The following is a 19,880-nucleotide window of genomic DNA, read 5'->3' on the forward strand; positions in this document are numbered from 1 at the left end:
CGAATATACAATAGGATGTGTGTATGAATATGAATGTAGTCATTATAATGAAACTGCATCGTTTAAGCAATTTTTTTGAAACCTTTCAATAATGTAAGGTTTTTGTCATTTGAATCGATGGAAGCTATTTCCGCATTTTACTAATATAAGAACATAGTTAGTAGAAGGGCGGAGAAGGAATATGAACATTAGAGAACTTGCATACCGAAATGTAACGCGAAATAGACGAACATACTCAGCATATTTTTTAAGTAGTGCATTTGCTATTATGGCTTTTTTTGTTTATTCATTTTTTGCGTTTCATCCGGCGTTAAGTGCTGGAGAATTGGGACAATACGTGTTCGTAAGTATGTCGTTTGCACAGTCCATTATTTACTTATTTACATTTTTCTTTATTTTATATTCGATGGGAATGTTTTTAAAAACGAGAAAGCGTGAATTAGGAATTTTAATGATGTTAGGTATGACGAAATATCAATTAAAGCGTCTTATCTTTTTTGAAAATATTATGATTGGGATAGGGGCAATTATTTTTGGAATTCTAGCAGGAATGTTATTTTCTGGAGTATTAATGTTTGTAGCTCCCATGATATTAAAGTTAGATATTTCCTTGCCTTATTACATTCCAATGAAAGCCATTGTTGTAACGAGTATTATGTTTTTCGTATTATTTATGATTATTTCATTGTTTAGTGCAGGAATGATCCGGAAGAATAAAATTATGAAATTGTTTAGAGGATCAGCAGAAGCGAAGCCGGAACCGAGAGCATCCATTATTTCTTCTATATTAGCAGTCATATTGCTTAGTGCGGGATATGCAGGAGCGCTTATGTCACACGGTGCAATGGTATTTATCATGATGATTCCTGTTACAACGGTAGTCATTATTGGTACGTATTTGCTGTATAAGCAGTTGAGTGTCTTTATTATTAGACTATGTAAAAAAAGTAAACGTTTCTATTGGACACAGACAAATATTATTACGTTGTCAGATTTAGCTTACCGTATGAGAGATAATGCAAGAATGTTCTTTATTGTAACCATAATTTCAACTGTAGCATTTTCAGCAATAGGTACATTAGTTGGCTTTACATCAATGACAAAGGCGATTATGGAGAGACCAATTGCGTTTCACTATCATTCTAAGCAAGGAAATAGTAATGAATCACAGCATTTGAAAATGATTGATGAAGGATTAAAGAAACATAGTATAGCAGCTTCAAAAACTAATATTTCAACGAAGAAAACGGAGGAGCAGTCGTTAAAAAGCGCCACCTTTATAAAGGAATCAGACTATAAGGAATATGCGAAGTTAACAGGAGAACCCTTTCATGCGGTATCCCAAAAAGAAGTTTTATTTTTGTCAGTCGATATACCAGGACCACCGATGAAGGAAAGAAAAGAAATTACTTTACCACATTTGAGTGAACCTTTACATGTGAAAAAAGTTAATACTTCTTCATTAAGTAAAATATTAAGAGGTAACGTTTATGTAATCTCTAAAAATCAATATGATGCATTACAAGATGGGTTTAAAGAGGAAAAAGATTATGTGTACAAAACAGAAGGAACGAAAGATGAAGTTGAGGTTGGTAAAGAACTAACGCATCTGATGAAGCCTTATGAAGAACATACAACGTTTAGTGCAGAAGAGTACGAACAAAACCAAAGTTTACAAATTGCAGGACCAATTCTATTTGTAGGTTTCTTTATTGGTATTGTATTTTTCGTATGTGCAGGAAGCTTCCTTTATTTCCGTTTGTTTTCTGACTTGGAGGATGATACTCGTTTGTTTGAAATGATTCGAAAAGTAGGCTTAACAAGTGGAGAATTATCGAAAGTAGTTACAATTCGATTGGGACTTTTATTCTTCGTTCCAATAGGTGTTGCAACATTACATGGGGCAGTAGCGTTAACTGCACTCGGACAGATGTTTGAGTACTCACTATTTAAAGAAAATGCGATTGTATTAAGTATTTTCATAGGAATTCAAGTTGTATATTTTTTACTGATTCGATCTCGTTATTTAAAACAATTGAAAGAGAGATTACGTATTCGTTAAATGTGTTTTTTTAACTTGAGTACAAAATTTTCTAAAAAGAGGCAGGTATTACCAAAAAGTGATAAAATGGAAAAAGCGAGGTGGAAAAATTAATAAAAAGTAAGGGAGGAAGTAATATGAAAGCAACAGGAGTTATTCGAAAAGTAGACGAATTAGGACGAATTGTAATTCCTAAAGAATTACGTGATGTATTGGGAATACAAATTAAATCACCGCTTGAAATTTTCGTAGAAGAAGACAAAGTCATTTTACAAAAATATCAACCTTACAATGCTTGTCAAATAACAGGTGATGTTTCAAATCAAAACATATCATTAGCAAATGGAAACATTACTGTTAGTATAGATGGAGCGAAATATTTAATAAAAGAAATAGAAAAATTTTTAAACAAGAGTGAGGTTTAGTCTTAATTCAAATTATTTTTAAAATTTCATATCATTCTTTAAAAACTATAAAAGGACCATTCAATTGGTCCTTTTATTTATCTCGTAATTTTTCGTTTCTAAAAATTACGAGATAAATAAAGTGAAACTTTAATCAGCCCTCACCAATCAGGCTGCCCATTAAAGCGGGATAAAAGAGTAGTATAAAATTCGTAAGCCTTATTGAGAAACATTTTTAAGGAAGGAAAACGAAACACATAAAACGAATGTTACATGTAAGTGTTTTCAAAAGTGGTCTGAAATGAAAATAATATATTTTCAGGAGGGATTACGATGAATAGTAGTACAGCGAATAAACAAAAAGGTATACAATTGATTCCTTTTACAGTAGATAAGGTGGTTGAACAAGTAAATGAAATTCCACCAGGTGTACAACTCATTCATGCTCCGCAAGTATGGGAGAAGAGTGCGAAAGGAAAAGATATTGTCGTTGCCGTATTAGATACAGGGTGTGATACGAATCATATAGATTTAAAGGATCGTATTATCGGCGGAAGAAATTTCACGAAAGATTACGAAGGAGATCCAAATATTTATCTTGATAATAACGGACACGGTACTCATGTAGCGGGGACAATTGCAGCGACTGAAAATGGAATCGGTGTTTTAGGAGTGGCACCACTTGCTAAAATGCTAGTGTTAAAGGTTTTAGCAGGGGATGGTTCTGGAAGTTATGAGCAAATTATTGAGGCGATTCATTATGCTGTAAATTGGAGAGGGCCTAATAAAGAAAGAGTTAGAGTCATTTCCATGTCACTTGGTGGCCCGCAAGACGTTCCGGAATTACATGAAGCAATTCAAAATGCGGTAAAGCAAGATGTTCTCGTCGTATGTGCTGCTGGGAATAATGGAGATTGTAATGATAACACGGAGGAACTAGATTTCCCAGGTGCATACTCAGAAGTAATTGAAGTCGGCGCTGTCAATTTAGATCGGAAAATCGCATGTTTTAGTAATTCAAATCAAGAAATTGATTTAGTGGCGCCAGGCGATGAAATATTATCTACGTATCCTGAAGGGAAATATGCTGTATTAAGTGGTACTTCTATGGCGACACCGCATGTCGCTGGAGCACTGGCATTGCTCATAAAGCAGTGTGAAAGGGAATATGGTAGAAAGTTATCAGAACCAGAAATATATGCACAACTTATTAAAAGAACTGTACCTTTAGGATATGAACGTACATCTGAAGGGAATGGTTTATTAGATTTATTGAAAGAATAACAATTACTAAAAAACATCTCATATTTTTATGAGATGTTTTTTAGTATGGCTCTGTCGCATGTAATACGACATCTAATAAACCGGGGAATCTAGCATTTAAGTCATCTTCACGAATTGAAATGAAACGTTGAGTTCCTTCAAGGCGTGTATACATAACACCGGATTCACGTAAAACTTTGAAATGGTGTGATAAAGTTGATTTCGCGATTGGAATGTTTAACGCGCCACAAGATTGTTCGTTTTTTTCTAGTAGCATAGTTACAATTTGTAAACGAATTTGATCGCTAAGTGCATATAGAACAGAAGAGAATTGAATTTCTTCTCGATTTGGATGATAGAGAGTACGCATTTTTTCACCTGCTTGTATAAGTTAATATATTTGCACTATAACATATAAAGTGGTATATTTCTATTGTTCGAATATATTCGAACAATAGAAATATAGGGGGAGAAAAAATGAAGTATACAAAATTGCAAAAGGCAGGACTACATATTTCAAAATTGGGGTTAGGAACAAACGCTGTAGGGGGACATAATTTATATGCTGATGTGAATGAGGAAGAAGGAAAACGATTAATAGAAGAAGCTATCGGGCAAGGGATTACATTTTTTGATTCGGCAGATTCATACGGTTTCGGTAGATCAGAGGAATTGGTGGGAGAAGTATTGAAAGGAAAACGCCATGAAGTTGTACTTGCTACCAAAGGTGGAATACAACCGTTATTAAATGGAGAGGTTTATATGAATAATGAACCGAGCTATTTAAGAAATGCTGTAGAAAATAGCTTAAGAAGATTACAAACTGATTATATTGATTTATATTATTTACATTTTACAAACCCAGAAACAAGTTACATAGATTCAATTGGAGAACTTACTCGCCTAAAAGAAGAAGGGAAAATTCGTTCAATTGGAATATCTAACGTAAACGTAGAGCAATTAAAAGAAGCGAATCAGCACGGACACATAGATGTTGTACAATCACCGTATAATATGTTAGATCGTACTGCTAGGGAAGAACTTTTGCCATATTGTATAGAATCAGGTATTTCATTTATTCCTTACGGGCCTCTTGCTTTTGGGATACTAGGTGGTAAATATACAGAAGATTTCAAATTGAATAAAGGAGATTGGCGTCAAAGTGTAAATCTATTTGAAGAGAATACATATAAGAGTAACTTTAAGAAAGTTGAAAAATTAAAAGACTTAGCTAAAGAAAAGGATCTCGAATTATCGCATTTAGCTTTAGCGTGGTTATTAAACCAAAAAGGAATTGATACTGTTATTCCTGGTGGGAAACGAGCGGAGCAAATAAGAGAAAGTGTAAGAGCGGTGGAAGTTTCATTGAATGAAAAAGTCATGAAAGAGATTGAATCTATTTTAGAAGATTAATTGAAAGGGGGATAGTTTCCTCTTTTTATCCCGCTTTAATGGGCAGTAAGACCCCCATCTCAAAATTCAGCGAAAGTAAAGAAGGTAGGTGGGGGGATCAACTGCCCATAAAAGCCCGATTGGTGAGGGCTGATTAAAGTTTCACTTTATATAAAAGGAGAAGATTTAAATGAAAAGAGTACTAGCTGTATTCTTTACAATCATGTTTATGATCGGTACAGATACTTTCTTAATTTCACCACTTTTACCAACTTTACAACAGGTGTATCATATTTCAACTGAGTTGTCAGGGTGGATGGTAAGTTCATATGCTTTAGGATACGCTGTATTTGCACTTATCGCTGGTCCTATATCAGATGGATTAAATAGAAAAAAAGTGATGGTAATAGGAATGAGTTTTTTTGCGTTAAGTACGTTTTTATGTGGGATTGCGTCATAAAGTCTTTACAAATAAAAAAAGAGCCCAAAAATAAAAATCCCTATAGAGATAGGGATTAATATATCGGCATATAGTTCCTTGGAAAAGGATATACTGAGTATAACATATAGGACTACTTATAATTGTGAAATAGATGTGAAAGTAATGTGAAAAATAACATAATAAAAGCACTGTTTTAGCTAATGAACTAAAACAGTGCTTTTCTTTTTGATTGAACAGTTGCTGCATTTTCATCATGTATGCCTGCATCTTTAATAATTCGTTGTTTTGCTTTATTTAATAGATGGTTTACTGCTTCACCAAAATAGTTAGCTTCGCTTTTTGTGCGGGCTTCTCGTAAACATTTATAGTTTTCTAGCAGTTCCTCTTTTTCAGTGTTTGTTAAGAAATCTTCTATTTTCTTTTTTGTCATACGAAACACCCTTTCTTCTGACAAACGACGCAATAGAAAATATTTATTGTTTATTATAGCAATAATTTTTAAAGAAAGTACAGACTAACGTCGTAATAATTTGTCAATTTCTTGAATCTTCTCATCAGCTTTCCCAATTTGTTTATTTTTAGCCTGCTCACCACCGAGCGCTTGGTGTAGTAAGAAAGTCTGACCGGAAATAGCAGTCACAATGGATACTTTAATAATTTCTTTTATTAAGGTGACATCGAATAAAACGAGTCCAAGAAGTGCAGCTAGACTACCAGTGAAAATATCAGTCAAAAACCCAAAGTGAAAAAAAGTTTTCAAACGGCGTGGAAGCAATAACTTACCTTGGTTATTGATTAGATGGGAAACGAAACCGGTAATGCCACCAACGAGAACAGCAGTTAGCCATTGATACATTTCCATCGAATCCACTCCTTTTAGTGAATAAGATTCGATTATTTTATATTGATTCCTTTTAATATTTCATAGAAGCATATTGAGAAAGTTTGTTTGGTTTTTTCTATATTCAATTTAATTGTATCAGAAAAATCTGATATATATGAGTCTATTATATGAAGCAGTTATTCCTTAATATGAATGTAGAAAGGGGTGCGTGATATGAATATAGATTACCGAATAAGAAGTGTGGATGGTTATACAAAAAATATAGGGGAATTAGTCAGCATGCTGGAGCATACGAGGGCTGTAACATTACAGGAAATTAGCAATCTATCAGTTGAGCAATTAGACTCAATGCTAAGTGGTGGAAATTTCATCGGAGCTTTATTAAAGCATATAGCAGCTATTGAAAAAGCATATCAGCTTATTTCATTTCAAGAGCGTGACTTTACAAAGGAAGAATTAGAAATATGGAAAGACGCACTCTATTTAGGAGAATAGGGGAAAACGATTCGTGGTCATGAAATAAAGTATTATGTACAACTTCTACAAAGTGTTCGAGAAGAATCTCTGAAGTATTTGAGTAAACAAGATGATGAATGGCTTATGTCAGAAAGAAAGTGGCTTAACGGTGTAGCGCATAACCAGTACTATTTGTGGTTTCACGTGCTAGAAGATGAGATGAGTCACCGTGGGCAAATTAGAATGATAAAAAATAAATTATTCGAAAATTAAGTTAAATAAGGTAGCTTTTTGTATGGATATTCCATATAATGAGAGTAATTAAAATGAGAACGGGGTGATGTATTATGGCGAACATAACTTATATGAATAATAAACCAAATACAAAGGTGGATGGAAAGGGCGAGACTGTATAAGTTAGCGCACGATCCTTCCGCTTAGCTTACACTAGGGAGGATATCAATTTGAATCAAAATATTTTAGAATCGTTCGGCTGGGATTCTTTCTTTGAGGAACAGGCTGTAGAGAACTTTGAGGTAGGGCGTATTTTACTTGAGCATAAGCATATATATCGAATTATTTGTAATGATGGTGAATATATGGCTGAGCTGTCTGGTAAGTTTCGGCATGAAGCAGTAACGAAGGGGGATTATCCAGCGGTTGGTGATTGGGTGTATATAAAGAAAATAGAGAATGAAAAGAAAGCGATCATTCATCGTATTTTTCCGAGAAGAAGCTCTTTTTCTAGACAAGAGGCTGGTACTCGAACGGAAGAGCAAGTAATAGCAGCAAATGTAGATTATCTATTTTTAGTGAATGCACTTAACCATGATTTTAATGTAAGAAGAATGGAACGTTATTTACTATTAGCGTATGAAAGCGGTGCAATGCCTGTAATTGTTTTAACAAAGAGTAGCTTATGTGAGGACGTGGAACAGAAAATCGTTGAAACAGAAGCTGTGGCAATTGGTGTTCCGATCTTCGTTGTTGATAGTTTAGAACATACTGGTATTGAATCGTTGCAGCAATTTGTTTCTTCAGGAAAAACAATTGCTCTAGTCGGATCATCTGGGGTTGGAAAATCCACTTTGTTAAATGCACTTATAGGAATTGAAGTAGCAAAAACGGGTGATATTCGTGAGGAAGATAGTAAAGGAAGGCATACGACAACTCATCGTGAATTGTTCCGATTACCGAGTGGTAGTTTAGTTATTGATACTCCTGGTATGAGGGAGCTACAGCTTTGGGAAGGAAGCGATGCAATTCAAACAACATTTTCTGATATTGAAGAACTAGCAAAAACGTGCCGTTTTAGGGACTGTAAGCATGAAAATGAGCCAGGGTGCGCAGTGCATAGTGCAATTGATAACGGGATTATGACGATAAATCGTTTGCAAAGCTATAAAAAATTACAAAGAGAACTAGCGTATTTCATTAGAAAACAAGATGCTATTCTTGCAAGGGCAGAGCGTGATAAGTGGAAAAAGATTTCTAAACAGCATAAAAAAATGTGAAAAGTCAAAGGGTGGTTCCCTTTGGCTTTTTGCATTTGTAAATTTTATAATAATATTATTCATATATATGGACAAAGGGAAATTAATTGTTTAAACTTTACAAAGTATTCATCATAATAGGTTATGAAAATAATAATTAGGGAATGGGAAATATTTATAATTCGTTAGATTTAACTTTTAAAATTGAAAAGCAGGAGGTTTGTAATGGGTAGACTATTAAATTGGTTTCGTGATATGAAAGTAGCAAAAAAACTATTAATTTCATTTTTTGTTATTTTAATTGCGGCTGTCTCTATTATAGGAGGCATGTCTTATCAAACAGCTAAAAAGAATTTTGAATCACAAATTACGAGCAGTGCTCACGACAATATAAAAATATTAGATAATTTAATCAATCAAATGATTGAGGCGAAATTTAATGATGTAAATAATTTTGCACGGGTGATTCAAGGGAATATGTATCAAGGGGATAATCAAGAGGAATTAAGAAAAATATTATCACAATATATCAATTTGAATAAAGATGTTGAACAAGTATATGTTGCTGGAAACGATAAAAAATTTGTACAAGAACCAAATATACAAATGGCAGCAGACTACGATCCAACAGAACGTTCTTGGTATAAAGATGCAGTAGCAAAACAAGGTGGTATTGTAATTACTGAGCCGTATAAGGCAAAAGGAAATGGACATATTGTCGTAACGATTGCAAAACAAGCAGAAGATAAAAACGGTGTTGTAGCGGTAGATTTAAGTTTAGATAATTTATTAAAAACAACGAAGTTAATTAATATTGGTAAAAAGGGATATGCTTTCATCTTAGATGGGAAACAAAAAATAATTGCACACCCTCAAGAAAAATCAGGAGAAAAAGCAGCCGATTCTTGGGCAAAGAAAATTTATGAAGATAATCATGGGGCTTTTTCTTATACGTATGACGGTAGTGAAAAACAAATGGTATTTGCTACAAATGTAAAAACAGGTTGGAAAATTGGCGGGACTATGTACTCAAATGAAGTAATTGAAGCTGCGCAGCCTGTATTTTATAATATGTTAATTGTTATGTTCATTTCATTAGTTATAGGTGGGGCACTTATTTATTTTGTGACACTTTCTATAACAAAGCCCTTAAAAAGATTAGTTGTCACTTCTAAAGAAATAAGTGAGGGAGATTTAACGCAAACAATTGATATTCATTCTAATGATGAAATCGGTCAACTTGCAAAAGGATTTAATGAGATGACAGATGCATTGCGAACATTAATCGGAAGAATTAATACTTCGGCTGGACATGTTGCAGCAGCATCAGAAGAGCTAACAGCAAGTGTAAGACAGGCGAGTGAAGCGACTGAGCAAATTACGATGGCAATGGACGAAATATCAAGCGGGGCAACAACGCAAACGACAAGTGTAGAAAATGGGGCAATGTTACTATTTGATGTAACAGAAGGCATTCAGCATGTAGCAAATAGTTCATCATCAATTAGTACGGCTTCGGCTCATACTCGTGAAAAAGCAGAAAATGGTGGGAAACTAGTCGGAAAAACAGTAAATCAAATGCAGTCAATTGCAGAATCTGTTTCACAATCAGATGAGGTTATTCAGTTACTAAATAATAAATCAAAGCAAATTGGTGACATATTAGAAGTAATTCAAAATATTGCAGATCAAACAAATCTTCTAGCTTTGAATGCAGCAATTGAAGCTGCAAGAGCGGGAGAGCACGGAAGAGGATTTGCAATTGTTGCAGATGAAGTACGTAAATTGGCGGAGAAGTCTAGCGTATCTTCTAGTGAAATAAGTAAATTAATATGTGAAATACAAGATGACATGAGTAAGACGGTAAAGTCTATGGGTCATGTAAATGAAGAAGTTCAATCTGGACTTGTTATTGCAAATGAAACGAAGCAAAACTTTACTGAGATTTTACAATCTACAAATGAAATTGCCAATCAAATTAAAACGATGGTTGAAACGGCTAACGGGATGTCAAAAGGTGCAAATGAAGTGTCTATTTCGGTAGGACAAATTGCAATGACAGCGCAGAATAATGCGACGAGTACTCAAAACGTTGCAGCATCAGCAGAAGAACAATTAGCGTCCATTGAGGAAATTAGTTCTGCGGCGGGTACATTATCTCAAATGGCTGAAGAGTTACAAGGGTTAATTGAAAGATTTAAAGTGTAATAAAGGACAGACTACTCCAAAATAGCAGTATGCGATTTTGGAGTAGTCTGTTTTTACTATGTAACATGAAATGTGATAAAGAGTATGTTTATGATGTTTAAAGGTATATCATGTATAATATTTGTCGAAAAATAGAGGTATTTGTTAACTTTATGTATAATTATAATCATATAGAATGCAAATAAAGGAGATTATTAATATGGGAGTGTACTGGGGGACCAAAAGACATTCTTGGCTTAGTTATGTCTCATTTTGGTTAAGTATTTCGTTTTTCATGGTTTTTCTCATTGAAGTGTTTATTTTAAAAACACTTTCAAATAGTTCGGTGCAAATTGTTAAATACTTTTATTTTATATTTGTACCAGTAAACATCTTTCTTAGTTTAAAGTTACTCTTTAAGAAGAATGAAAAGAAAGCATTACCTATTTTTAGTTTCATTGTATCCTTATTATTTACAATTTTAATACTAGTATTAGCATTAGCAGCTACGGGGAAATTCTTTTAAGGAGAGTGTTATAAGTCACTCTTCTTTTTTGTTGTTGCAAGGAAATAATAAGTGGAGGATGGACAAAGAAAGCATTTCCTTAAGTTTGATATGATTTGAAAGCTTTAGAAGGGTATTAAGAAATGAATTAAGATACAATCCACAAAGTAATACAGAGAATCAGGTGTTTTATATGCAGTTATGAAGCAAATGAATACGGTAAAAACGGCGATATATGGTACAATACATATGGATAGTGATAGAGATAAAGGGTATATAAAATACTCATCGTTTTTTAGTAAGAGAGGGGTTATCTTATGCTATACGAGGATTTGATGACATTGTTTCAAGCAGCTCCGAAAGAAGAAGGTAGAGGCGGCTGGAAATATATAATCCAGGAACGAAATGATAAATATGAAATTGTTAATGAAATGTTGAAAAATCAAATGAGTGTTGAATTGTATTTTAATGAATATGATGAGGTGAAAATCACTTTATATAAAGATGGAATGCCTATTTCGACGATGCAAAGAATTGCGATTTCAAAAGTTGAATTAGACGAAGAAGAAGAAGGGATTCAATTCGTTTTAGAACGTATGCCTAGTCGGATGATTCGGTTGCAATTAAAGCCGTATTTAGCACTCGAAATGGGGCCGTACTGGGAAGTATGTGATGATTGTGAATGAACATATAAAAAAAGCATCCAATAACATGGATGCTTCTTTTATGTTTTTTGAAGTTGTTTAAAAGCAATAATCGGAAGTAAAATGATGCTGACCCACCCGATTATAGGATATAGAATGTGGAGTAATTCACTGTAACCAACGTAACTAAAGCAATAACTTATTAGTAAAATGAAGAAAATAATATTATTATTTTTCCAGCCAGTGATGGATTGCATTTGTTTTGTCATTCCGAACACATTGCCAACTAAAGTTGTGAATACTTCACCGAAAATGATAAGAACAAAGAAAAAGTGAAAAGTGGCATTGAATTTTCTTATGACTTCAGCCATTGGAATGTTATATTGATAAAATTGGTCGACTGATAAGATAGCTAAATGGCTACATAATAATATTAAAGAAAGTCCTGCCCCACCTAAAATACCGCCCCATAAAATGGCCTTTCGATCTTTTACTTCACTGGCTAACGGGACGAGGACGCTTTGGGCGAGAGAAAGATTTAAGGCGACATATGTAATAGGACTAGTTATCCACTTCATATTCCAGCTTTCTGCAGGAATAGTATTACTAATAGGAGTTGTACCGTGAAAAAACGTTGTAATAGCAAGTCCGATAATGAAAATCATCATAATAGGTACGACAAGTGTATTAACTTCAAAAACCCCTTGTAATCCGCGACTACCTATAATGAGACAGGCGATTACTGTAATGAAAATACCGAGTTGTCTTGGTAAACGAAGTTGCTCTTCAAATACCGCTCCAGCGCCTGATAACATAACGCTCGTTACACCAAATAATACGAGTAATAATAGTGTATTTACAACATTTCCAAATACATCCCCAAATAAGTATTTGTTAAATTCTTGCGCTGAAAATGCACCGATTTGTGAGGAGAGTAACATCATCTTTGTGCCAAGCCAAATAAAAAAAAATCCACTTACACATATACCAATAGTTCCATAAAATCCGTTCACTGTAAAAAATTCAACAATTTCTCGTCCAGTAGCAAATCCAGCTCCAACGACTGTTCCAATATAAGTAGCAGCGACTTTCTTTGCTACTTGCCATTGTTGATTGTCCATGTTATCCCTCTTTCTACTACGATGAGCTTGATTTACTATTATGCATATGTATGAGCTTGGACAATTAGACGTATGAACTGTTAGAAAACATACATGAATGAAAAGATATTAGGGAAGTATTAAAGGTGTTAAAACTTTGTTACATATGAGCCAATCGTTCGAAAGGATAGGAAAAGTATGGTAATATGTAACTAGGTTCTTAAAAGACAAACATTATGAAATGATAAGAGGAGTGGATTGTATGAGTACGAAAACAAATGTTGTTGAAGTATTAAACAAGCAGGTAGCAAACTGGAATGTGTTATATGTGAAACTACATAATTATCATTGGTATGTGACAGGACCACACTTCTTTACATTACATGAGAAATTTGAAGAGTTTTACAATGAAGCTGGAACGTATATTGATGAATTAGCAGAACGTATTTTAGCATTGGAAGGTAAGCCGTTAGCGACAATGAAAGAATATTTGGCAACATCTAGTGTGAATGAAGGGACAAGCAAGGAATCTGCAGAAGAAATGGTGCAAACATTAGTGAATGATTACTCTGCATTGATTCAAGAATTAAAAGAAGGCATGGAAGTTGCTGGTGAAGCTGGCGATGAAACATCAGCGGACATGTTGTTAGCAATTCATACAACATTAGAACAACATGTATGGATGCTAAGTGCGTTCTTAAAATAAAGTGAAACTTTAATCAGTGGGGGGCTTACTGCCCATTAAAGTGGGATAAATATAAGAATATAAAGAAAAAAGTCATTGAAAAATTCTTTCAATGACTTTTTTGTGATTTTTCAGTTTTCTTTTATGCTATAATATAGTAAAAAGGAGGCGATGCGATGTTTCGCTTTTTCAAAACTGGAAAAGAAGAGCGTGAAATTACGAAAGATGAATTGGAACAAGCGATGGCCAAGTTTTTAGAAAAGAATGCTAATATCGTTTATACAGTATTAGTAAATGATGATTATACAGTGAATTATGATTTGTTAAAGCCGTATTTACCTGCATTTCCAACAAACCATTTTCTTATTACGAAGGAAACGCTTGAGGTATTTGAACATACAGAAGAAAACTTAAACTTAGTGAAAGAAATTGATATCGTACAAAAGGCAGTAGATCAGTATGTAACAGAAAAAGAAATGTTTCCAATTGTAGAAGGTAGTGAAGATCGCCTCATATGCGGAATGAAACTAGGACCTTACTTAGATCGTATATTAAAAAGAGACTTATATATTTCAGAAAAACATTATTTAGTTTCAAGTAAACCAGATAGAAAAAAACAAAAGAGTGGGTAGATGTATTGAGAACAACAATAAATATATTGTTGTCTTTTTTTGTTTATAAAAATATTGATTTTTCAGTTTATTCAACTTTATACTAAACTTATTGGACGAAGAGGAGTAATGATTAAGTACCATTAGCGTGAGTTATATATAGTGATTACAAAATAGTAAAAAGGCTTGAGAAATACATATTATAAAAGAATATGGGGGAATGCGTGTATGAAAAATAGCATGACTTACATTCAATTATTAAATGAAACGTTACATTGCTATGCAAGTAAAGGAAGTTTGGAAGCATACACTTATATAATGGAGCATGCGAAAGGTATAGTAGGGAATGAGGCTCAAATATATAATTTTAAATATGCATTAGCGAGTGCAGCAGGACTTGAAGAAGAAGCGATGCATGTAATGAAGGAAGCTATTATAGAAAAGGGTTTTTGGTATGGAAATGAGTATTTAATTTCGGACGACGATTTAAAACCACTACATAAATTTGAAGAGTTTCATCAAATGGTTCAATTATGTAAAGAAAGAGAAGAGTTAGCAAAGAAAACAGAACGAGCAGATGTGAAATATATAGACAGTAAGAAAAAAGAAAAACTATTTATTGCAATGCATGGTGATCAAGAAAATATAGCAATAGTAGAACCATATTGGAAATCTGTTTTGGATCAAGATTATACGTTAGCTTTACCACAGTCTTCGCAAATTCAGTTTTCAGATGGGTTTGTTTGGGATGATATACAGAGAGGGAAAGAAGAATTAAAAGAGCATTACGTTAAGTTTATAGAAAATCATAGGGGAGAAAGTGTAATAATTGGTGGTTTTTCTGCTGGTGCCAGAGTAGCTTTGTATACAATTTTACATAAAGATATAGATGTAGATGGTTTTATTTTTATGGCGCCGTGGCTTCCAGAGATTGATGAATGGAATGAGTTGTTGGAAGTGCTACAAGATAAAAATATAAAGGGATATGTAGTGTGCGGGGATCAAGATGAAGATTGTTTCGAATGTACGCAGCAATTTGTACAAGTATTAAAAGATAAGAATATAGAACATGAGTTTAAAGTTGTACCTAATTTAAAACATGATTATCCTGAGGATTTTGATGAACTATTAAAAGAAGCTATTAAATATATAGAAGACAAAAGTAATAAGTAGTAAGAAAGGGAGATGCATCATAATGGATGTATCTCCCTTTTATCCTTATAAATGAAAAGCATTCGCTAGTAAGCGATAAGAATTTAATTTATCTTCAAATCGATGAGTAATTGTGACAATCATAAATTCATCAGTATTGTACGCTTTGCTTAAGTTTACGATTTGTTCTTTCACAGAAGAGGGATCACCGACGATCATACGTTGACGATTCTCTTTTATACGGAATAAATCATAGGCGCTGTATGAATAATTTTGTGCAGTTTCAATAGAAGGTGTACCAGTTGTACGCTTTCCTTGTTCTAGTAATAAGATTGATAAATCTAAACTAGAAGCAATTTTTTCCGCCTCTTCAGTTGTTTCACCGCAAATAACAAAAATAGCGACGATTGATTTTGGTTTATCTCCTAAATAGGAAGGGTGGAATTGTTTTTGATAGGCCTCCATTACCTCGGGTCCACCGTATCCGTTTATGAACTGTGCGAATGCAAAAGAAGCACCTTGTTGTGCGGCAATCTTTGCACTCTCTCCGCTAGAGCCAAGCAACCACATGTCAGGAGATGTGGGAATTACAGGAGTAGCCTTTAAATTTGCATAATGATGGTTTTCTGGTACTTGATCATGTAAGTACATTGCAACATCTGCAATTTGCTCTGGATATTGATCAAGTGAGACCATTTTTCCTTCTTGAAGCGCGCGAGTTGCAATGGGCATACCGCCAGGTGCTCTGCCGACACCAAGGTCAATACGATTTGGATAAAGCGCTTCTAAAACACGGAAATTCTCAGCAACTTTATACGGACTATAGTGTGGCAACATGACACCACCCGAACCGACTCTCATCCGCTCCGTTTTCGCTGCAATATGAGAAATAAGTATTTCTGGACTTGAGCCAGCAAGGCTTACAGAATTGTGATGTTCTGATACCCAAAAGCGTGTATATCCGAGTTTTTCAACTTCTTGCGCAAGCGTAACTGTATGTGAAAAAGCTTGGGCTGCCGTACTACCATCTGAAATAGGGGATTGGTCTAATACACTTAATTTGATCATAGAATATACCTCTCAATCTTAATGTACATCCTATTATATATTTACTTACGAAAAATGCGTAATGAAATGCTCAAAATAAAAAGTGGATAAATTACATATCCACTTTTAACGTGAAAATCCTCGTTCATAATGATTCATTTCGACTACATTTAGAATATATTCGTAGTTATCAATCTCAAGTTTTAGTTGTTCACGTTCTTTTTTAGATAGATGCATATTACTAAGTTTGGTATATAGCTGTTGTTTCTTTTCTTCTAAATACTTCTTTGTAGCATTGTAGTCGTAAGTTGGTTTCATTTTCAACCACTCCTTATTTGCTGTTGCTATATTATACGAAGCGTAAAGAGATGTGAGAGCGATCTCTTATGTATTTTTAGTGAATATTCAACTTGCTCTGTTGTTATGTTTATAGAAATTTATGAATAAAATGCACTAAACGACTAATGCCCATTTGATGAAGTAAGGGGTGGAATTGTGCAGAAAGATATAATGTATAACACGGAGATGGATGAAACGTTAAAAATTATAGATAAAGGATTAAAGAAGACGACGAGCCCGAAGCAAATTATTGTAGTAGGGGCCGGCATGGCTGGATTAGTTTCGGCATCTTTATTAAAAGCTGCGGGACATGAAGTGAAGATTTTTGAGGCAAACAACCGGGTAGGTGGCCGCATAGAGACAGTTAGAATGGAAGATACCGGTTTATATTTGGATGTAGGGGCGATGAGAATTCCGTATTCGCATACATTAACGATGGCATATATAAGAAAATTTGGGCTACAGGTAAGCCCTTTTATTAATAGGAATGAGACTGATATTATTTACGTAAACGGCCGAAAAACGACATTAAAACAATATGAAAAAGATCCAAATATATTAAAGTATCCTGTGGAAATGAATGAAGTTGGGAAAACGTCTGAGGAGCTATTATTGTTAGCGGTGCAGCCTATTATAAATTTTATTAAAAAGAACCCAGAGAAAAATTGGGATGTTGTAGTAAAGGATTTTGGGAGATACTCTACAGGGCAATTTTTAAAATATCACCCTTATCAATATAATACTTACTTTTCACCAGTAACAATTGAGATGATTGGCGTTTTGTTAGATTTAGAAGGTTTTTTAGAAAGGTCATTCGTTGAGACATTACGTTTTTTATACATTATGCAAGAGGAGAGCGGATTTTGTGAAATAATAGGCGGGAATGATAGATTGCCAAAATCTTTTTTACCACAATTAGAGGAAGATATTATATATAATCAAAAATTAATGAAGCTACATCAGCATGATAATGGTGTGACAGCTTTCTATCGAAACGAAGAAACGTTTGAATATAGTAGTATTACAGGGGACTTAGTTATTGTGACCATTCCGTTTTCAACAATGCGGTTTGTAGAAGTAGATCCATTTGATTCTATATCGCATGAGAAATGGAAAGCAATTCGTGAATTGCATTATATGCCTGCGACAAAAATAGGAATTCAATTTAAAAGTCGATTTTGGGAAGAACAAGGACAATTAGGTGGCAGAATTATAACGGATTTGCCAATTCGTTACGCCTATTATCCAAGCTATGGAATTGGAGGAAAGGGACCAGCAATGATGCTAGGAAGCTATACGTGGTCATATGATGCGTTGTTATGGGATGGATTATCAAAGGGAGATCGTATTTATTACACATTACAAAACTTAGCAACGATATTAGGTGGTCAAGTATATGATGAATTCTTATCTGGTATATCAAAAAGTTGGACGTTGGATCCATATGCACTTGGAGGGTTTGCTCTATTTCAGGCAGGTCAAGAATCAGAGTTGCAACCAGCGATTGTCAAACCAGAGGGAAGAATATTCTTTGCTGGAGACCATACAACGTTATATCACGGATGGATACAAGGGGCAATTGAATCTGGCGTTCGTGTTGCGGTAGATGTAAATGAATTAAATGTATAAAATTCAGAAATTTCTTTACTGTATAGTTTGAGATGGATATTATTATATATAAAAGAATTATAGGGAGTGTTGAAAGTGAATCCGTTATTATTCGATTTTCCTTCTGAATTTTATACTGAAAGGCTATTGATTCGAATGCCGAAACCGGGTGATGGTAAAGCTGTATACGATGCCATTCAAGCTTCTATGAAAGAATTAAAACCATGGATGGTTTTTGCACAAAAAGAGCAAACAGAGGAAGAAGTAGAAGTGAGCATTAGAAAGTCACATATTCAATTTTTACAGCGTGAGGATTTAAGGTTACTAGTATTTTCGAAAGAAACAGGCGAGTTTATCGCATCTAGCGGATTGCATCGTATTAATTGGGATATACCACAATTTGAAATCGGGTATTGGATTGATTCGAGGTTTAGTGGAAAGGGTTATATGGTCGAGGCTGCAAAGGGGATAAAAGATTATGCTTTTTCTGAACTGAAAGCAAACCGCGTAGAAATTCGTTGTGATGCTTTAAATAAGAAGAGTAGAGCGATCCCTGAAAAATTGGGCTTTAAATTAGAAGGTACGTTAGAAAGTGCGAGTGTTGCAGTAGATGGAAATGGATTAAGGGATATGTGTGTATTTGCGATGACTAGAAATACATATGAAAAAGAAGAGCTGTAGAGAAACGGCTCTTCTTTTTGTGCATTATGGTACAGGATGTCCGTTAGAGCTTTCGAAAATTGTAAACCATTGTTGACGGTCTAAGTTAACTTTTGTAGCAAGAGCGGCTGTTTTAACACGATCTAATTTACCTGAGCCGATGATTGGCAACATTTTAGCTGGATGTGCAAGTAACCAAGCATACATAACCGTATCGATACTAGAAACACCTAGCTCAGTAGCGACTTTTTGCACAGTTTCACGTACACGTACAGCACGTTCTGATTGACCAGTAAAGATTTCTCCGCCAGCAAGAGGTGACCAAATCATTGGATTGATTCGTTTTTCCTGACATAAATCAAGTGTTCCTTTTTCAAAATGCTCAAGTTGCAGAGCTGATACTTCAATTTGGTTCGTAATAAGCGGGAAATCTAAGTATGAACTTAACATATTGAATTGGGAAGGTAAAAAGTTAGATACACCAAAATGACGAACTTTTCCTTCTTGTCTTAAGCGAGAGAACGCTTCTGCCACCTCATTTGGATCCATGAAAGGATCAGGACGATGGATAAGTAATACGTCAATATAATCTGTATGTAAATTTTTAAGTGAAGCTTCTGCGCTTTGAATAATATGTTCTGCACTAGTGTTGTAGTGAGCAACATAACGCTCTGGAAATTTCGGTGATGGGGGAGCGATTCCAGATTTTGTGATGATTTGCATGTTTTCGCGTAAGGAAGGCTTTAGTTGTAATGCCTCTCCGAACAGTCCTTCACACGTATAACCGCCATAAATATCAGCGTGATCAAAAGTAGTAATTCCCATATCCATACAATCTTCAATGAAAGAAAGTAACTCTTGTTTCGTCATATTCCATTCTGCTAAACGCCAAAACCCTTGAATAATACGAGAAAATTCTAGCGTTTCGGCCATTTGAACTCGTTCCATTATAAGTACCCCCCTGATGAATGATTATTATTTTGAAAAGGCTTTCTTACTACATATTA

At 34.4% G+C, this 19,880-nt stretch carries 20 protein-coding genes and 2 pseudogenes; 15 read left to right on the forward strand and 7 right to left on the reverse strand.

The window, feature by feature from the left end; genetic code table 11:
• Window positions 1-181 precede the first annotated feature (181 nt).
• The 3 genes from MR083_RS00675 (at window position 182) to MR083_RS00685 (ending at window position 3,729) form a co-directional block, all read left to right on the forward strand.
• Window positions 182-2,062 (forward strand): FtsX-like permease family protein, encoded by a 1,881-nt coding sequence (locus MR083_RS00675; protein WP_046646899.1) that lies wholly within the window; start codon window positions 182-184, stop codon window positions 2,060-2,062.
• Between the two features lie 116 nt (window positions 2,063-2,178).
• Window positions 2,179-2,466 carry an AbrB/MazE/SpoVT family DNA-binding domain-containing protein gene (locus MR083_RS00680; RefSeq protein WP_000648331.1) on the forward strand — a complete coding sequence of 96 codons (288 nt, stop codon included), beginning with the start codon at window positions 2,179-2,181 and terminating at the stop codon, window positions 2,464-2,466.
• A 312-nt stretch (window positions 2,467-2,778) separates the two neighbouring features.
• Window positions 2,779-3,729 (forward strand): serine protease, encoded by a 951-nt coding sequence (locus MR083_RS00685; RefSeq protein WP_001089044.1) that lies wholly within the window; start codon window positions 2,779-2,781, stop codon window positions 3,727-3,729.
• Window positions 3,730-3,769: 40 nt separating this feature from the next.
• Here the strand turns inward: MR083_RS00685 and MR083_RS00690 are convergent, their stop codons facing one another.
• A complete protein-coding gene (locus MR083_RS00690; RefSeq protein ID WP_001259918.1) occupies window positions 3,770-4,078 on the reverse strand; it encodes an ArsR/SmtB family transcription factor in 309 nt (102 codons plus the stop codon).
• Window positions 4,079-4,185: 107 nt separating this feature from the next.
• Between MR083_RS00690 and MR083_RS00695 the strand changes: the two genes are divergently transcribed.
• Together MR083_RS00695 and MR083_RS00700 are read left to right on the forward strand one after the other, a co-directional pair.
• Complete coding sequence (locus MR083_RS00695; protein WP_000877939.1) at window positions 4,186-5,121, forward strand: aldo/keto reductase; 936 nt, start codon at window positions 4,186-4,188, stop codon at window positions 5,119-5,121.
• Window positions 5,122-5,290: 169 nt separating this feature from the next.
• Window positions 5,291-5,554, forward strand: a pseudogene (locus tag MR083_RS00700) (MFS transporter); the annotation flags it as partial.
• 193 nt (window positions 5,555-5,747) lie between these two features.
• Here the strand turns inward: MR083_RS00700 and MR083_RS00705 are convergent.
• Window positions 5,748-5,972 carry a hypothetical protein gene (locus MR083_RS00705; protein ID WP_000162606.1) on the reverse strand — a complete coding sequence of 75 codons (225 nt, stop codon included), beginning with the start codon at window positions 5,970-5,972 and terminating at the stop codon, window positions 5,748-5,750.
• An 84-nt stretch (window positions 5,973-6,056) separates the two neighbouring features.
• Window positions 6,057-6,404: a DUF4257 domain-containing protein gene (locus MR083_RS00710; RefSeq protein ID WP_000426318.1), complete on the reverse strand. Its 348-nt coding sequence runs from the start codon at window positions 6,402-6,404 to the stop codon at window positions 6,057-6,059.
• A 195-nt stretch (window positions 6,405-6,599) separates the two neighbouring features.
• On the opposite strand from MR083_RS00710, the pseudogene MR083_RS00715 reads away from it, so the two are divergent.
• From MR083_RS00715 to MR083_RS00735, 5 genes and pseudogenes are all read left to right on the forward strand, one after another.
• Window positions 6,600-7,115: pseudogene (locus MR083_RS00715) on the forward strand (DinB family protein).
• A 191-nt stretch (window positions 7,116-7,306) separates the two neighbouring features.
• On the forward strand, window positions 7,307-8,356 hold the full coding sequence (gene rsgA, locus MR083_RS00720) for a ribosome small subunit-dependent GTPase A (protein WP_001073064.1): 1,050 nt from the start codon (window positions 7,307-7,309) through the stop codon (window positions 8,354-8,356).
• Between the two features lie 204 nt (window positions 8,357-8,560).
• Window positions 8,561-10,543, forward strand: coding sequence for a HAMP domain-containing methyl-accepting chemotaxis protein (locus MR083_RS00725; protein WP_000533118.1), 1,983 nt, complete (start codon window positions 8,561-8,563; stop codon window positions 10,541-10,543).
• Between the two features lie 199 nt (window positions 10,544-10,742).
• Entirely contained in the window at window positions 10,743-11,048 is a 306-nt protein-coding gene (locus MR083_RS00730; RefSeq protein ID WP_000539578.1) for a hypothetical protein, read from the forward strand.
• A gap of 296 nt (window positions 11,049-11,344) precedes the next feature.
• Complete coding sequence (locus tag MR083_RS00735) at window positions 11,345-11,713, forward strand: DUF3979 family protein (RefSeq protein ID WP_000965086.1); 369 nt, start codon at window positions 11,345-11,347, stop codon at window positions 11,711-11,713.
• 38 nt (window positions 11,714-11,751) lie between these two features.
• Here MR083_RS00735 and MR083_RS00740 read toward each other — a convergent pair whose 3' ends face one another.
• On the reverse strand, window positions 11,752-12,792 hold the full coding sequence (locus tag MR083_RS00740; RefSeq protein WP_000370194.1) for a YkvI family membrane protein: 1,041 nt from the start codon (window positions 12,790-12,792) through the stop codon (window positions 11,752-11,754).
• Between the two features lie 241 nt (window positions 12,793-13,033).
• On the opposite strand from MR083_RS00740, the gene MR083_RS00745 reads away from it, so the two are divergent.
• The 3 genes from MR083_RS00745 to MR083_RS00755 all read left to right on the forward strand — a co-directional run bounded on the left by MR083_RS00745 (window position 13,034) and on the right by MR083_RS00755 (window position 15,240).
• Window positions 13,034-13,477 (forward strand): Dps family protein, encoded by a 444-nt coding sequence (locus MR083_RS00745; RefSeq protein ID WP_000105198.1) that lies wholly within the window; start codon window positions 13,034-13,036, stop codon window positions 13,475-13,477.
• Window positions 13,478-13,632: 155 nt separating this feature from the next.
• Entirely contained in the window at window positions 13,633-14,088 is a 456-nt protein-coding gene (locus MR083_RS00750) for a DUF3939 domain-containing protein (protein WP_000488187.1), read from the forward strand.
• 207 nt (window positions 14,089-14,295) lie between these two features.
• Window positions 14,296-15,240, forward strand: coding sequence for an alpha/beta hydrolase (locus MR083_RS00755; RefSeq protein ID WP_000798305.1), 945 nt, complete (start codon window positions 14,296-14,298; stop codon window positions 15,238-15,240).
• A 45-nt stretch (window positions 15,241-15,285) separates the two neighbouring features.
• Here the strand turns inward: MR083_RS00755 and MR083_RS00760 are convergent, their stop codons facing one another.
• Window positions 15,286-16,287, reverse strand: coding sequence for an LLM class flavin-dependent oxidoreductase (locus MR083_RS00760; protein ID WP_242268250.1), 1,002 nt, complete (start codon window positions 16,285-16,287; stop codon window positions 15,286-15,288).
• Window positions 16,288-16,392: 105 nt separating this feature from the next.
• Window positions 16,393-16,584 carry a DUF3896 family protein gene (locus MR083_RS00765; RefSeq protein WP_098924186.1) on the reverse strand — a complete coding sequence of 64 codons (192 nt, stop codon included), beginning with the start codon at window positions 16,582-16,584 and terminating at the stop codon, window positions 16,393-16,395.
• Window positions 16,585-16,761: 177 nt separating this feature from the next.
• Here MR083_RS00765 and MR083_RS00770 point away from each other — a divergent pair, with 177 nt between their 5' ends.
• Together MR083_RS00770 and MR083_RS00775 are read left to right on the forward strand one after the other, a co-directional pair.
• Window positions 16,762-18,234 (forward strand): flavin monoamine oxidase family protein, encoded by a 1,473-nt coding sequence (locus MR083_RS00770; protein ID WP_153044388.1) that lies wholly within the window; start codon window positions 16,762-16,764, stop codon window positions 18,232-18,234.
• 75 nt (window positions 18,235-18,309) lie between these two features.
• Window positions 18,310-18,894: a GNAT family N-acetyltransferase gene (locus tag MR083_RS00775; protein WP_001068760.1), complete on the forward strand. Its 585-nt coding sequence runs from the start codon at window positions 18,310-18,312 to the stop codon at window positions 18,892-18,894.
• A gap of 24 nt (window positions 18,895-18,918) precedes the next feature.
• Here the strand turns inward: MR083_RS00775 and MR083_RS00780 are convergent, their stop codons facing one another.
• Window positions 18,919-19,821 carry an aldo/keto reductase gene (locus MR083_RS00780; RefSeq protein WP_000442802.1) on the reverse strand — a complete coding sequence of 301 codons (903 nt, stop codon included), beginning with the start codon at window positions 19,819-19,821 and terminating at the stop codon, window positions 18,919-18,921.
• Between the last annotated feature and the right edge of the window lie 59 nt (window positions 19,822-19,880).

This window comes from Bacillus cereus group sp. BfR-BA-01408, assembly GCF_022663305.1.
Taxonomy (GTDB): domain Bacteria; phylum Bacillota; class Bacilli; order Bacillales; family Bacillaceae_G; genus Bacillus_A; species Bacillus_A pacificus.

Bases quoted from the DNA above. Each gene is read 5' to 3' on its own strand.
- MR083_RS00675 (WP_046646899.1), top strand. From the start codon at position 182: ATGAACATTAGAGAACTTGCATACCGAAATGTAACGCGAAATAGACGA.
- MR083_RS00680 (WP_000648331.1), top strand. From the start codon at position 2,179: ATGAAAGCAACAGGAGTTATTCGAAAAGTAGACGAATTAGGACGAATT.
- MR083_RS00685 (WP_001089044.1), top strand. From the start codon at position 2,779: ATGAATAGTAGTACAGCGAATAAACAAAAAGGTATACAATTGATTCCT.
- MR083_RS00690 (WP_001259918.1), bottom strand. From the start codon at position 4,078: ATGCGTACTCTCTATCATCCAAATCGAGAAGAAATTCAATTCTCTTCT.
- MR083_RS00695 (WP_000877939.1), top strand. From the start codon at position 4,186: ATGAAGTATACAAAATTGCAAAAGGCAGGACTACATATTTCAAAATTG.
- MR083_RS00705 (WP_000162606.1), bottom strand. From the start codon at position 5,972: ATGACAAAAAAGAAAATAGAAGATTTCTTAACAAACACTGAAAAAGAG.
- MR083_RS00710 (WP_000426318.1), bottom strand. From the start codon at position 6,404: ATGGAAATGTATCAATGGCTAACTGCTGTTCTCGTTGGTGGCATTACC.
- MR083_RS00725 (WP_000533118.1), top strand. From the start codon at position 8,561: ATGGGTAGACTATTAAATTGGTTTCGTGATATGAAAGTAGCAAAAAAA.
- MR083_RS00730 (WP_000539578.1), top strand. From the start codon at position 10,743: ATGGGAGTGTACTGGGGGACCAAAAGACATTCTTGGCTTAGTTATGTC.
- MR083_RS00735 (WP_000965086.1), top strand. From the start codon at position 11,345: ATGCTATACGAGGATTTGATGACATTGTTTCAAGCAGCTCCGAAAGAA.
- MR083_RS00740 (WP_000370194.1), bottom strand. From the start codon at position 12,792: ATGGACAATCAACAATGGCAAGTAGCAAAGAAAGTCGCTGCTACTTAT.
- MR083_RS00745 (WP_000105198.1), top strand. From the start codon at position 13,034: ATGAGTACGAAAACAAATGTTGTTGAAGTATTAAACAAGCAGGTAGCA.
- MR083_RS00750 (WP_000488187.1), top strand. From the start codon at position 13,633: ATGTTTCGCTTTTTCAAAACTGGAAAAGAAGAGCGTGAAATTACGAAA.
- MR083_RS00755 (WP_000798305.1), top strand. From the start codon at position 14,296: ATGAAAAATAGCATGACTTACATTCAATTATTAAATGAAACGTTACAT.
- MR083_RS00760 (WP_242268250.1), bottom strand. From the start codon at position 16,287: ATGATCAAATTAAGTGTATTAGACCAATCCCCTATTTCAGATGGTAGT.
- MR083_RS00765 (WP_098924186.1), bottom strand. From the start codon at position 16,584: ATGAAACCAACTTACGACTACAATGCTACAAAGAAGTATTTAGAAGAA.
- MR083_RS00780 (WP_000442802.1), bottom strand. From the start codon at position 19,821: ATGGAACGAGTTCAAATGGCCGAAACGCTAGAATTTTCTCGTATTATT.